Below are 13,586 nucleotides of genomic sequence, written 5' to 3'. Positions count from 1 at the left end.
TCAGAATCGGAAGTTGCTTTCGAGACCCAGCATCCCGATCGTGCTGCCGGAGCCGGTCTCGTCGATGAACTGGCCTGCGTCGAACGCAGACAGCGACGTGGAGAGCTCGAGTTCGGGCGTTGCCTGCCACGCGAGCGTCGCCTCGACTTCCTTGCCGATGAAGCGCGCCCTGGACGGGCCCGGCGCCCGCAACAGATTGCCGGGCACGTCGTAGACGCCGTCGGCGCGAGAATATCGCCAGTACGCCATGCCGCTGATGCTGGCAGAGACGTTCGGCGTCAGGGTCGTCGCCAAGCGAGGATTTACGCTGACGATGTTCGAAGGCCCTACCGGCGATAGCTCGCCAAAATATTTGCCCTTCGGAAACAGGGCATTGAACGTGCCGAGCGTGTGGTCGCCGCGGCGGCGGTCACCGCTGACGATATTGAACCGCATGACAGCATCCGGCGCAAATGGGGCGCTGGGGAAGGTCCGTCCGACTTCGGTACCGAGCGTCCATGCCCCGATACTGTTGCCGGCGAAGTGCCCGAACTGCGCGACGCCCTCGACGTTCCAGTGCCAGTCGCCGGCGGTTCCGAACGATCGCGCGCCGACGCTGTGACGCAGCTCGCGCCCGGTGCGTCCGCCGAACGCCGCTCGGGTGTTGCGGTAACCGAGATAATAGATGTCGAGGCCGGGGAGCGTGGCGTAGGCGCCCCAGAGCGATTTGCTGCGCGATCGTTCGTCGTCGAACGACTTCGGACCCGGCTGTACCGGGCGCACCGCCAGTAGGCTGATGGTTGCCGCCCCGATCCGGACGATGCCCCGCGCGCCGTCGAAGGCCAGAGGCACGTTCGGGCCGTAGCGCGTGCCGACGAGGCGTTCGGTGCCGAGCGAGAGCATCTGCCGGCCGCCGCGGAGGGTGACGGAGCCGATTTCGATATCCGCGAATCCCTGGAGCAGATCGACCCGCGTCTGGTCGACCGGGCTGGCGGTGGGGGAGACGCCTGCGGCATAGGCGACGATCGGCTGGACGAAGGCGCGGGTGCTGCCGACATGGAGGTCCGCGTAGGGAACGACGCGCGTCCAGAGATAGCCGTCGTCGGACGCGGCCGCGTCGCCCCACAGGTTGCGCCGGTACTTCTCGTTGCGGAGGCGGACCTCGACTCCGGTGACGAGATAGGCGTCGTCCGCGATCGGAACGTATTTGAAAGGCCCGGTCCAATGGGCCTTCCGCTCGGCTGGATTGCGGAGCGTCGTCCAGTCCTCATCGTACCGCGTGATGGTCAGCGTCGGCGGCTGCCAGGCCTCGGTCTGCGCTGCCGCCGGGGCTGTCGATACGAGCCCCAGCAGCAGGAGCTTACGCATTTCTCGCTTCCATCTCGGCGACCATGGCCGCGAGGACGAATCCGCCGATCAGGCCCAGATGTTCGAAGAAGGCGTTGGTGGCCATGAAACGCTCCTGGCCGGCGGGCATCGCCCAGAACGCGTTGGCCGTGATGGCGGCGAACAGCGTGAATACGCCGAGCATGCCTGCACCGAGCCAGGCGAACCGACCGGACAGGATCAGCAGCGGGCCGACGATCTCGACCGCGATCGTCAGCGCTGCCCATAACGCAGGTGGGTGCATGCCGAAATGCGCCTGCTCGGCGACCGCGGCGGTCCAGTCGCTCGCCTTTGCGATTCCGCCGAGCAGATACGCGCCGACGAGCGCGACGCGGGCAAGGAAGCCCGTCAAGCGCCAATCGAGAATGGCCCCGATGAAACGCGGCGCGCGAGCGGCGGTCATCGTGCGATCGGCGAATGGATTTCGGCGATATAGCCGCCGGGGAAGCGAACGATCGCCGACTGCCGGTCGTGCTCGGCGTGCGGCTCGACCAGCGTTTCGACGCCGGCCGCTTTCGCCTTGGCCAGCGTGGCGTGGAGGCTGCCCACCTCATAGCCGGTCACGTCGCGGCCATAGGGCCAGGGGAGCTGGTTGTCGGACACCATCACGGTCGTCTTGCCGTAGCCGGATGCGACGCGGATACGGCGATAGTGCGTGCCGGGCCTGCCGATGTCGCTGCCATCCGCCGCCTTGTCGTCGGAAACGACCTTGCCGTGGGCGAAGCCGGTCCAGCTCTTCACGAAGGCGTCCGCGGCGTCGGGAGTGAGGTAGACGCGGTTCTCGGGCACGGTGGTCAGCGCTGGATAGTTCGGCTTGGCGGTGTGCCAGTAGATCTGCATGCCGACTCCGCCCGGCCATTGGACGATAGCGTCGCGCCCGATCGGATCGGGAAACGTTGTTATGGTGCGGGTCGCGCCGTGCTTGACGGCAGCCGCGACGGCCGCGTCGATGCCGGTGACGAGATAGCCGTTGCGCTCGCTGCCGAAGGGAAACGGGATCGGCGTGGTGAAGCCGAACACCGACACCGACCCGGCGGGGGTGAGCACGAGTTGCGAGAAGGTCTTGCTCGTCGTCGGCGTGACCTGGAACGCGCCCTTCTTCGTGCTCGTGCCGCCGAACGTCGCGGTCAGGCTGGCGACGAAGCGGTCGAAGTCCTCCGGCGCGACGTAGACATGGGTCGTGTCGTATTGCGGCCCCACAGAATAGTCGGCGGCCGCCGGAGCGTCGCGGGCAAAGCCGGGCGCGGATGGCGACAGGCCGAGCAATGCGACGGCGATGAGCAGGTTCGTACGTGTCATTCTCAGTCTCCCCATCATGATCAGACCGCCCAGCAGCCGCAGCCGAACGAGCCCCAGAAGCTCTGCACGTCGGCCACGGGCACATCGCGGCCGAGGGCGGCGGCATGGTCGTGGCCGTGGACTGAGCACCCGCTCGCGCATCCGCAGGCGGCGGCAAGTTTCGCTGAGGCTTCGGGCGTGCGGTGATAGCCGCCGAAGGTCGCGACGGGGGACCAGTCGGGCATCGGTTTCGGCAGCGAGGGCGCGAGCGGGGCGTAGTCGCCCTCGCCGAACACCACCTTGCCACCAAGCAATGTCAGGACGGAGCGCAGGTGCGGAATGTCGCTTTCGGGGACGGTCAGGTAATCGCCCGACAACACCGCGAGATCGGCGAGTTGCCCGGCCTTGATCCGGCCCTTCTTGCCGACCTCGTTCGAGAACCAGGTGTTCTCGTGCGTCCACATCGCCAGCGCCTTCTCACGGCTGACGCGGTTGGCGCCGGGATAGAGGCCGAGCCCGCCGACGGTCCTGCCGGTCACCAGCCAGTTGAGCGACACCCAAGGATTGTAGCTGGCTACCCGCGTCGCGTCGGTGCCCGCGCCGACATGGATCCCGGCTGCAAGCATCTTTGCGATCGGCGGCGTGCGTTCGGCAGCCTTGGCACCGTAGCGTTCGACGAAATACTCGCCTTGATATGCCATGCGGTGCTGGACTGCGATGCCGCCGCCGAGCGCTGCGATCCGGTCGATGTTGCGGTCGGTGATCGTCTCGGCATGGTCGAAGAACCAGTTGATCCCGTCGAACGGAATGTCCTTGGCGACCTTCTCGTACACGTCGAGCGCGCGGCCGATCGTCTGGTCGTAGGTCGCGTGCAGGCGCCACGGCCATTTATGCTCGGCAAGGAGGCGGATGACGGGTTCGAGGTCGCCCTCCATGTTGGCCGGCATGTCGGGGCGCTCGACCCGGAAATCCTCGAAATCGGCAGCGGAATAGACGAGCATCTCACCGGCGCCGTTGTGGCGGTACTTGTCGTCGCCCTGGCCGGGCGTGACCTGCTTCACCCAGCCCTTGAAGTCGGCGAGTTCCTCCTTCGGCTTCTGCGTGAACAGATTGTAGCTGATGCGCAGCGTTAGTTGGTCGTCGGCATGCAACTTCTCGATGATCTCGTAATCGTCGGGATAGTTTTGGAAGCCGCCACCGGCATCGATCACGCCGGTAACTCCGAGCGAATTCATCTCGCGCATGAAGTGGCGGGTCGAATTGAGCTGATACTCGGGCGGCAGCTTCGGGCCCTTGGCGAGCGTCGAATACAGGATCGTCGCATTGGGGTGCGCGAGCAGAAGCCCGGTCGGGTTGCCCGCCGCATCGCGGACGATCTCGCCGCCCGGCGGGTTGGGCGTGTCCTTGCCGTAGCCGACGACGCGCAACGCCGCTGCGTTCAGCAGCGCGCGGTCGTAGAGGTGGAGGATGAACACCGGCGTATCGGGCGCGACCGCGTTCAGTTCCGCGATCGTCGGCAAACGCTTTTCGGCGAACTGGTGTTCGGTGAAGCCGCCGACGACGCGCACCCATTGCGGGGCGGGGGTGTTGTCGACCTGGCGCTTGAGCATTGCCATCGCGTCGGCAAGGCTCGGCACGCCGTCCCAGCGGAGTTCGAGGTTATAGTTCAGCCCGCCGCGGATGATGTGCATGTGGCTGTCGATCAGCCCTGGGATGACCCGCCGTCCGCCCGCGTCGATCACGGTCGCGTCCGGAGCGGCGGCGCGCACTTCGGCCTCGGAGCCGACCGCGAGGAACCTGCCGTCGCGGATCGCCACGGCCTGCGCCTCGGGGTTCTCGCGGTCGAGCGTCGTCACCTTGGCGTTGACGAGGATCAGGTCGGACATAATCGGTCTCCGGTTGCCGGCTAGAAGCGGGGCGAGCGTCGCCGCTGCCCCGCTGAGGATCGTGGTACGTCGGTCGAGGATCACGCCGCGTCGTCGTGGTGATGGCCGGACAGCATCCCGAACACATGGTTGGTGCAGGCCGTGCGGATCGCGGCGGCCTTCTCGCGGCTCGCCCACAAACTCTTCGCGAGCGGCACCGCCTGCTCGCCGAGCAATATGCCAGCGAGCCCGATCAGCGCGATCGTCGGCGGGGCCGGCGACCGTACCTTCAGCAGCGCATAGATCACGCCGACGAACAGGCCGGCGGCGAGCGAGATCAGGTACGGCCGCACGGAATCAGTGCCCGCCTTCGGACGCGCCGAACATCGTCTTCGCGTAGGTAATGCCAAGGCCGTACGCGCCGCCCCACTTCTTCGCGACGCCGGTGGTGGAATCATAGGTGTCGGTGCGCGCCCAGTCGCGCTGCAGCTCGAGCAGATACTGGAGCGACGTCATCGGCTTTGCGCCAAGCTGGATCATCCGCTGCACCGCGCGCTCATGCGCCTCGACCGAGATGTCGCCGCACGCATCGGCGATGAAATAGCAGTCGAAGCCCTGGTCGATCGCCGAGGCGACGGGGCCGACGATGCACACGCCGGTCCACAGCCCCGCGAACACGATCCGCGTCTTGCCGATCCGGTTGACCTCGTCGATCACGCCCTGGTCTTCCCACGTGTTCATCGAGGTACGGTCGAGCAGTGGCTCGCCCGGAAACGCATCGGTGATCTCGCTGAACATCGGCCCGGAGAAGCTGTCCACCGCGACCGTCGTCAGGATCGTCGGCACATCGAACACCGCCGCGGCATGGGCGATCAATCCGGCGTTGTTGCGCAGCAATTCGGTCGAGATCGACTTGGTCGCGAACGCCATCTGCGACTGGAAGTCGATCAGCACGAGCAGGTGATCGGTCGGCGAAAGCAGCGACGCACCCGGTGTGGTGGTAGCGATAGGCATGGTCATTCTCCCGTTGGAAAGGTTTCAGCGCGGCTGCCGAAAGTGCGGCGCCAGATCAGTGGGGTCACGCCGACGACGCGGCGGAACAGCCGGCTCAGATGCGCCTGGTCGGTCAGCCCGCAGGCATAGGCGATCTGGCTGAGCGTATCGTCGGTGCGCAGCATCAGCGTCTGCGCCCGGCGCACGCGCTGGTGGATCAGGAAAGCATGCGGCGTTTCGCCCGTCGTCACCTTGAACGCGCGACAGAAGTGGCCGGAACTCAGCCGTGCCACCCCGGCCAGAGCATCGACGCTGATCGTCGATCCCAGGCGCTCCTCGATATGCCGGACGACGATGCGCAACTGCCATGGCGCGAGACCGCCCTTCACCGGCGCGCCGTGCAGGACCGGCGCCGCGACGTTGGTCTCACCGGGCAGCGCGTCCGGCGGCGCGTCGTCGAACATCGTCGCCAATCGCTCCAGATACTGGCGCGCGACGTGGGGATCGTGATCCAGCGCGATGAACGCGTTCTTCAGAAGGTTCGCCGCAACGGTCGGCACGAACCTGCGGGGCAGGGCCGTGGCGTCGGGAATGATCTGCAGCAAGGCCTGGGTCTCCGTCGCAACCTGTACGAAGACACATAACGCAAGCGTATCGATCGCTTGCGCCCCGGCCGGGGCGGTACGCGACCCCTCTTTCGGGGATCGGTTCTAGAGTTCGATGATCCCGCGCCTGGCGGCGATCGTCACGGCATGCGTGCGGTCCGAGGCGCCCAGCTTCGAGAAGATCAGCTTCATATGGCCTTTCACGGTTTCCTCCGTGACGGCCAGCTTGGCGGCGATCTGCTTGTTGGAATTGCCCGATGCGGCCAGCGACAGCACGCCGATCTCGCGTTCGGTCAATGCGTCCTCGATGACGTGGAAGGCGATGCTGGAGGCGACCTGCGCGTTGAGATGCTTGCCGCCGGCATGAACCGAGCGGATCGTGTCGAGCAGTTCCTTGCGCAGCGTGTTCTTCAGCAGATAGCCGGCTGCGCCCGCCCGCAACGCGCGCAGCGCCTGCGCATCACCCGAATAGGTGGTCAGCACGACGATCCGCGCGTGCGGCCAGTGGCCGCGCATCGCCGCGATGGTGTCGACCCCGCCGATCCCCGGCATCTGCAGATCCATCAGGACGATGTCCGGCAGATGCGTCGGATACAGCGCGAGCGCCTGTTCGCCGGACTCGGCCTCGGCGACGAGTTCGAGATCCGCCTGCGTTTCGATGACGGCCTTCACCCCCTCGCGCAGGAAGGGATGATCGTCGACGATCATGATGCGGATCCGTGACGGTGTCGGCAAGGCGGGCTCGTGCGGTGGTGGGATGCTGGTCGGATACCCTGCGCTGCGTGGCGTCGACAAGGCAAGGGCAGGCGGCCGAACCATCAACGCGCGGCGAGCCGATCGAAGGCCGCGCGAAAGACCTCGACCATCGCATCGAACCGTCCCGCGCCGACGCAAAACACCCAGCGTGACAATCTGGCGGGGTGAGGCGGGCCGTGAGGCAGTGCATCGATGAGTCCTGCGAGCATGGCGTCGGGGGTTCCGGCCAAGTCGTCCGGGTTGAGACCGCTATCGAGCAGGCTGGGGGCGAAGGCAGCCGACGTCGCCTCGATCCGCATCACCTCGCGCGCGGCGGTCGCCACTGCCCGGCGCATCGTCGCCGGGTTCCAGGCCGTGGGATCGCCCAGGCCGATCGCCAGGACGGTGGTCGCCAGGATCGGTTGCGCAGGCGACGATAACGTCAGTACGTCGTCCGGGTCTGCGCGGAAAATGCCGTCGGCGCGCAACCGCGTGATCGCGCCGCCAAGCGCTGCGTCGAGGTTTCCCAACCCGCCACCGGGTCGCGCCCGTCCGATTTCGTGGACGAACACGCCCGCACTGGCGACCGCCACGTCTACGCTCACTGCATCGCGCGGCGCCACGTCGATGCGAACACCTTGCCACACACCGATCGTCGCCGCGTCGTCGGCACGGCCGTCCATCGGCATCCTGCTCTCCCTCGGTCCCATACGGACCTATGCCACTGCGTAACAGCGGGGCAGCGGAGGGTCGTGGACAGGGCTGACCGAATTTGGACAATCGCGGCATTGGCGACGGAACGCCTTCCGGTCCGAGAGGCGCAACCCCCCCGTTGCTGTGGAATGGCCAGAACACTTGCATTTGTTCGTTCCGGCAGCGCAACGTAGAGCATCGTTAGCTTGTCTGGGTACATCTCTTGATCGCACGATCCAGCCTTAGACGCCTCGAGCGCGGTAGAGCGATCGTCCGCATCGTGTTTGGCATCCTATGCCTAGTCATGATCGGGAGCAGCGCGTCGGCGCTGGATCCGACGCGGACCATCGCGCAACTGCGGCATACGCGCTGGACTCTCGGCGACGGCGCCCCAGGCAACATCCGCGCGATCGTCCAGGGGCGTGACGGCTATCTGTGGCTCGGGACCGCGACCGGGCTCTACCGGTTCGACGGCATCACCTTCGAACGCATCGTGCCGGTCGACCAGGATCGGTACCGCTCGCCCCAGATCACCGCATTGCTGGCGGCGCGCAACGGCGACATCTGGGTCGGCTACGACTTTGGCGGCATCTCCGTCGTCCGCGGCGGCATCCTGAAAGACGCAAACCCCTGGGCTCCGGTGGGTGGCGTGAACAGCATCGTCGAGGGTCGTGACGGCGCGATCTGGGTCGCTCGTGATTCGATGACAAAGCTCGTGCTCAGCCGGTTGCTGCATGGCCGCTGGACGTCGTTCGGTCCCGCTCAGGGCGTGCCTTCGAGCGAAACAGGCGACATTCTGAGCACGCCCAGTGGCATCTACCTGTCGCTCGTTCCGCGGCTGCTGCGCCTGAAGCCGGATGGTACGCGGTTCGAAGACACGGGCGTGCCGATCGGTTCCTCCACCTCGCTGGCGCAAGACCGTAACGGCACCGTCTGGCGTCGCTCCGGAACCCGGATCGGGCCTGTCGAACGTGATCAGCGGACGTATCGCATCGGCACCGCCACGACGCCTTATGTCGTCGAACGCTCCATGTTCGACCGCGATGGCAATCTGTGGATCGCAGGACAGGATTCGGGGCTGGGGCGGATATCCGCGGCGGCGTTGCAGCGGCCCGAAGGACGCGGCAGCGTCGAGCTGTTCACCGAAAAACAGGGACTGACCGCCGCCCTGACGCTGGCGCTGCTGGAGGACCGCGAAGGCAATATCTGGGTTGGGACGGAGTCCGGACTCGACCGGCTTTCGCCGAGCAACATCGTCCAGCCGAAACAGACCGAGGCCGTCGTATCGGGCTTCGTCGGTGGTGCCGGTTCCGATACCCTGTTCGTCGCTGGGCTTTCCGGCGTGTACCGCATCGGCCGATCGGGCGACCCCGTGCTTGTCTTTGCCGAACGGGATATCGGCGTGTTGTGCGGCGACACTCGCCGCCTGCTGGTCATTGGCATGCGCGGCAAACACCTGCTAGACCTCGATCCCAGCGGCAATCTCACCAAGGCGACGCCCGTTGCCGGACCGTTGTCGATCACCTGCACCATGGACACCGCCGGCTTGTTCTGGGCGGGAATCGACCATGTCTACCGCCTCGTCGGACGGCAGCTGCGCGCTGTCGAAGAGCCCGCCGGGACGCCGGGCGGGTCGATTCACAAGGTCCGCTCCGACGGCGCTGGCGGCGTCATATTCGGACGGATCGGGCAGGGGGTTTCGCGCCTCCGCAACGGGATCGCAACCTTGCTCTGGCGCAGCAAGGACCAGGTTACCGGCAGAACCGCGACCTGGGTGCCGACCCGCTACGGACTGCTGGTAGTCGGCGATCAGGGACTGGCGCGCTATGACGGTACGCGCCTCGCATCCCTGCGCGATCGGACCTATCCGTTTCTCGCGGGATTGACCGGACTGTTGCAGACTGCGGACGGATTGACCTGGGTGATCGGAGCAAACGGTATCGTCCGGATGCCGACCCTAGCGCTGGAGAAGGCCTTCGCCCATCCCGGCCTGCCGATCCCGCATGAGCGGTTCGGATACCAGGAGGATTTCCGCGCGCGCTCGAACATGGTCGAGGCGAACGACATCGGCCAGGACGCGGCAGGGAGATTGTGGTTCGCGACCAACAAGGGGTTGGCGATGATCGATCCGGCGAGCCTGTCGCGCAATCGGCTGCCCCCGCCCGTGCAGATCCGCTCGCTGGAGGCCGGTGGCGCGGAGCAAACGCCCCGGAATGGCCCGATCGCGTTTGCGGCCGATACCAATCACGTACAGATCCGCTATACCGCGCTCAGCCTGACCAACGCGACCGCCAACCGCTTCAAATACCGGTTGGAAGGTGCCGATCACGACTGGATCGATGCGGGGGACGCACGAGACGCGCTCTACACCAACCTCGGTCCGGGTTCGTACCGGTTCCACGTCATCGCCGCCAACAACGACGGGGTCTGGAACCGCGCAGGCGCGGCGGTGTCGTTCACGATCGCACCACGCTTCTACCAGACCCGCCTCTTTCTCGCAGCCTGCATCGGCGTCGCGGTTGCCCTGTTGTGGCTGCTCTATCGCCGCCGCGTGCGGATCATCGCCGAGCGCACCCGCGGCCGGTTCGAGGTCCAGCTTGCCGAGCGCGAACGGATCGCGCGCGAACTCCACGACACGCTTTTGCAGGGGTTCCAGGGGCTGATGCTGCGCTTCCAGTCGGTCGTCGAGCAACTGCCGCGCGGCGACAGCGCGCGCGCAAGCCTGGAAAGTGCGTTGGAGCGGGCGGACGATATCCTGTTGGATGGTCGCGACCGGGTCAGGTTCCTTCGCGAGGACGTCGATCCCGTCATGCTGCGGTCGATGCTGGCGGCCGTCGCCGACAATATTGTCCCGCCGCCACTGACTTGGGACATCTCCCTGGAGGGCCCGGCACGTCCTGTCTGTGCGCCGGTGGCGGACGAGATCGCCCAGATCGTCGGCGAGGCGCTCGCCAACGCGGTGCGTCATGCCAGCGCGCGTCACCTTGCCATCCAGATCCGGTCCGGACCCGACAAGCTTGCTATCATCGTTTTGGACGATGGAGTGGGCCTTCCGCCGCAGGTGCAGGAAGCTGGCCACAAACCTGGGCATTATGGCTTGGTCGGCATGCGCGAACGCGCCGATCGGCTTGGCGCCATGCTGGCAATCCATTCGGTTGCAGGGGGTGGCACGGAGATCAGGATCACCGTGCCCGCACGCGTCGCCTACCGCTGACGCCAGCAGCGGTGGGTGTGCCGGCGGGACACCGCCCCACCGGCACCGGCGATTCCGTCAGCCCCTGACGAAGGCGAGCAGATCCGGGTTGATGACGTCGGCGTGCGTCGTCAGCATCCCGTGGGGATAGCCCTTGTAGATCTTGAGCGTGGCGTTCTTGAGCAGCTTGTCCTGCAGGACGGCTGCGTTCTGATACGGCACGATCTGATCGTCATCGCCCTGCAATACGAGCGTCGGCACGGTGATCGCCTTGAGGTCGGCGGTCTGGTCGGTCTCCGAGAACGCCTTGATGCCGTCATAGTGCGCGATCGCGCCGCCCATCATGCCCTGGCGCCACCAATTGTCGATGACCCCCTGCGACACCTTTTCGCTTGGCCGGTTGAAACCGTAGAACGGGCCCGACGCGAGATCGACGTAGAATTGCGCACGGTTGTCGGCGAGTGCCTTGCGCAGACCGTCGAACACCGACATCGGCAGGCCGCCCGGATTGCTCGCGGTCTTCAGCATCAGCGGCGGCACCGAACTGACCAGCACGGCCTTGGCGACGCGGCCCTGTGGCTGGCCGAACTTCGCGACATACCGCGCCACTTCGCCACCACCGGTCGAGTGTCCGATGTGCACAGTGTTCTTCAGGTCAAGATGCTCCACCACCGCCGATGCGTCTGCGGCATAATGGTCCATGTCGTTGCCCGTATCGGCCTGCGACGACCGGCCGTGCCCGCGCCGGTCATGCGCGACGACGCGGTAGCCCTCCGCGAGGAAGAACAGCATCTGCGTATCCCAGTCGTCCGACGACAACGGCCAGCCGTGGTGGAACACGATCGGCTGGGCATTCTTCGGACCCCAATCCTTGTAGAAGATGTCGATGCCATCCTTGGTCTTGACGTATCCGCTGCTCATTTTGGTAACTCCGTCTGCGTGGTGGGAAAGGGGTGCGCGGGCAAAGACGATCGCCGGGATCAAGGTCGCCGCGGCTGCGGCGGCGGTCCCGATGACGATCGTGCGCCTGGAGGGAAAGCGGGGGGTATCTGGCATGTCGGTATCCTGATGGTTTGCGGCCATTATGCTCGCCCGGCAATGCGCGCTTGTTCCAAGCGATTATTGGCGAACCAGAACCGATTTTGCGCAGGACTGACATATTCCGCCGCCGCGAACCAATGCCCGTGGGCGTTCCAAATACGGCCTGTTACGCTACGTTCGAGTGAGCGGGCACGGGGATGAAGCAAGCGATGAGCGGACGTCGAATGGGCCCTGGGAGGCTCGAGGCCTTCACCGATGGCGTCGTCGCGATCATCATCACGATCATGGTGCTGGAACTGAAGGTCCCCGAAACCGGCGATCTCCGCGGACTGGCGGGCAGCGCGCCCATCCTGCTGGCCTATCTGCTCAGCTTCGTGAACGTCGGGCTCTACTGGAACAATCACCATCACATGTTCCAGGCGGTCGAACGGATCGACGGACGCGTGCTGTGGGCAAACCTGTTCCTGCTGTTCTGGCTGAGCCTGGTGCCGTTCGTGATCCGCTGGCTGGACGAAAGCCAGTTCGCGGCAGGCGCGACCGCGGCCTACGGGATCGTCCTCGGGCTCGCCGCGATCGGCTATTCGTTGACCGAACGCGCGATCATCGCCTGCAACGGAAAGACCTCCGCGGTCGCCCGCGCTATCGGTGCGGACTGGAAGGGCTGGGGCAGCATCGCGCTCTACACGCTGGCGGTACCGCTGGCGTTCGTCAGCCGCTGGATCGCGATCGGCCTGTATGTCTCGGTCATCGGACTATGGCTCATTCCCGACCGGCGGATCATCCGCGTGCTCGATACGGCCGACTGACGCGTTCGATTGAATATCCGTGTCCTGCACGAACGCGCGCAAGCGAGGGACGGCAAAATCGAGGAAGGCGCGCACCCTGCGCGGCAGCTCGCGCGTGCCGACCGACAACGCGTGAACGCTTTCCGCATCCCCCGCGGAGGGACCGGGCAGGACTTCGACCAGGCGTCCTTCGGCGAGGTCGGAGCGCACGTGGAAGTCGGCAAGCCGGGCCAGCCCGACCCCGGCGATCGCCATCCGCCGGACCGTCTCGCCATTGTTGGCGATCAGCGATCCCCTGACCGCGCGCTCGACGACGCGACCGCCATCCGCGATCGGCCACGACGTTATCGTTCGGCGGAAGTTGAAGCCCAGGCAGTCATGGTCGGCAAGATCGCCGAACTCGACGGGAACACCGCGTCGCGCCAGATACTCCGGCGCCGCAACTATGACGCGCCGGGCGGTGCCGAGGTTGTGCGCGGTCAGCGACGAGTCCGGCAGGTTGCCGATGCGGAAGGCGATATCGGTCCGATCGAGATACAGGTCGACGATATCGTCCGACAGTGAAAGGTCGATGACGATGTTGGGATAGAGGTGCCAGAAGGCAGGCAACAACGGCTCGATCCCGAGCGTGCCGAACCCGACCGACGCGGTTATCCGGACCGTACCGCCGGGGCTCGCTGCGCCCTGCGTCAGCTGCCGGTCGAGGTCGTCGAGGTCCGCCAGCATGACCTGGCTCCGCTCGTAATAAATCTGCCCCTCGGCGGTCAGCGACAACCGCCGCGTCGATCGCTCGATCAGTCGCACCCCGATCCGCGCTTCGATCCGGGCGATCAGCTTGCTGACCGTCGACGGCGTCATCATCAACACGCGCGCAGCTTCCGAGAAGCTGCCGGTATCCACCACCCGCCGGAAGACCTGCATCTCACCCGCGCGATTGTCCATCTGTCACCTGTGAAATTGCTTCATCAGTAAAGTGCGAAACCGCCCGATTATCAAGCGCGGACTGCATCCCTAACTTCCTCTCCGACACCAG

13 protein-coding genes are annotated in these 13,586 nt (G+C 66.0%); 2 read left to right on the top strand and 11 right to left on the bottom strand.

Going from position 1 to position 13,586, the window contains the following annotated elements:
* From AC1MLZ_RS05645 to AC1MLZ_RS05605, 9 genes are all read right to left on the bottom strand, one after another.
* Entirely contained in the window at window positions 1-1,347 is a 1,347-nt protein-coding gene (locus tag AC1MLZ_RS05645) for an alginate export family protein (protein WP_480960773.1), read from the bottom strand.
* The gene (locus tag AC1MLZ_RS05640) at window positions 1,340-1,768 is read right to left on the bottom strand and encodes a DoxX family protein (RefSeq protein ID WP_480960772.1); all 429 of its coding nucleotides are present in this window, start codon (window positions 1,766-1,768) and stop codon (window positions 1,340-1,342) included. The genes AC1MLZ_RS05645 and AC1MLZ_RS05640 overlap by 8 nt, the downstream gene beginning before the upstream one ends.
* Window positions 1,765-2,664 carry a VOC family protein gene (locus tag AC1MLZ_RS05635; RefSeq protein WP_480960771.1) on the bottom strand — a complete coding sequence of 300 codons (900 nt, stop codon included), beginning with the start codon at window positions 2,662-2,664 and terminating at the stop codon, window positions 1,765-1,767. Before AC1MLZ_RS05635 ends, AC1MLZ_RS05640 begins: the two co-directional genes overlap by 4 nt.
* Window positions 2,665-2,684: 20 nt before the next feature.
* Window positions 2,685-4,529, bottom strand: a complete 1,845-nt coding sequence (locus tag AC1MLZ_RS05630; RefSeq protein ID WP_480960770.1) for an amidohydrolase — start codon at window positions 4,527-4,529, stop codon at window positions 2,685-2,687.
* 80 nt (window positions 4,530-4,609) lie between these two features.
* Window positions 4,610-4,861, bottom strand: a complete 252-nt coding sequence (locus AC1MLZ_RS05625) for a XapX domain-containing protein (protein WP_480960769.1) — start codon at window positions 4,859-4,861, stop codon at window positions 4,610-4,612.
* A 4-nt stretch (window positions 4,862-4,865) separates the two neighbouring features.
* On the bottom strand, window positions 4,866-5,522 hold the full coding sequence (locus AC1MLZ_RS05620; protein ID WP_480960768.1) for a hydrolase: 657 nt from the start codon (window positions 5,520-5,522) through the stop codon (window positions 4,866-4,868).
* A 2-nt stretch (window positions 5,523-5,524) separates the two neighbouring features.
* Window positions 5,525-6,106, bottom strand: coding sequence for a helix-turn-helix domain-containing protein (locus AC1MLZ_RS05615; protein ID WP_480960767.1), 582 nt, complete (start codon window positions 6,104-6,106; stop codon window positions 5,525-5,527).
* A 105-nt stretch (window positions 6,107-6,211) separates the two neighbouring features.
* Window positions 6,212-6,814 carry a response regulator gene (locus AC1MLZ_RS05610; RefSeq protein WP_480960766.1) on the bottom strand — a complete coding sequence of 201 codons (603 nt, stop codon included), beginning with the start codon at window positions 6,812-6,814 and terminating at the stop codon, window positions 6,212-6,214.
* A gap of 110 nt (window positions 6,815-6,924) precedes the next feature.
* Window positions 6,925-7,530 (bottom strand): M17 family peptidase N-terminal domain-containing protein, encoded by a 606-nt coding sequence (locus AC1MLZ_RS05605; RefSeq protein WP_480960765.1) that lies wholly within the window; start codon window positions 7,528-7,530, stop codon window positions 6,925-6,927.
* A gap of 308 nt (window positions 7,531-7,838) precedes the next feature.
* Here AC1MLZ_RS05605 and AC1MLZ_RS05600 point away from each other — a divergent pair, with 308 nt between their 5' ends.
* Window positions 7,839-10,748 carry a sensor histidine kinase gene (locus AC1MLZ_RS05600; RefSeq protein ID WP_480960764.1) on the top strand — a complete coding sequence of 970 codons (2,910 nt, stop codon included), beginning with the start codon at window positions 7,839-7,841 and terminating at the stop codon, window positions 10,746-10,748.
* Between the two features lie 57 nt (window positions 10,749-10,805).
* On the opposite strand, the gene AC1MLZ_RS05595 is transcribed toward AC1MLZ_RS05600, so the two are convergent.
* Window positions 10,806-11,648 (bottom strand): alpha/beta fold hydrolase, encoded by an 843-nt coding sequence (locus AC1MLZ_RS05595; protein WP_480961470.1) that lies wholly within the window; start codon window positions 11,646-11,648, stop codon window positions 10,806-10,808.
* Between the two features lie 329 nt (window positions 11,649-11,977).
* Here AC1MLZ_RS05595 and AC1MLZ_RS05590 point away from each other — a divergent pair, with 329 nt between their 5' ends.
* Window positions 11,978-12,574 carry a TMEM175 family protein gene (locus tag AC1MLZ_RS05590; protein ID WP_480960763.1) on the top strand — a complete coding sequence of 199 codons (597 nt, stop codon included), beginning with the start codon at window positions 11,978-11,980 and terminating at the stop codon, window positions 12,572-12,574.
* On the opposite strand, the gene AC1MLZ_RS05585 is transcribed toward AC1MLZ_RS05590, so the two are convergent.
* The gene (locus AC1MLZ_RS05585) at window positions 12,521-13,495 is read right to left on the bottom strand and encodes a LysR family transcriptional regulator (protein WP_480960762.1); all 975 of its coding nucleotides are present in this window, start codon (window positions 13,493-13,495) and stop codon (window positions 12,521-12,523) included. The two genes, AC1MLZ_RS05590 and AC1MLZ_RS05585, sit on opposite strands and share 54 nt — an antisense overlap.
* Between the last annotated feature and the right edge of the window lie 91 nt (window positions 13,496-13,586).

Source organism: Sphingomonas sp. PEI4, assembly GCF_056679955.1.
Note: the sequence above shows the minus strand (reverse complement) of the source record. Positions and strands in the feature narration are given on the sequence as shown.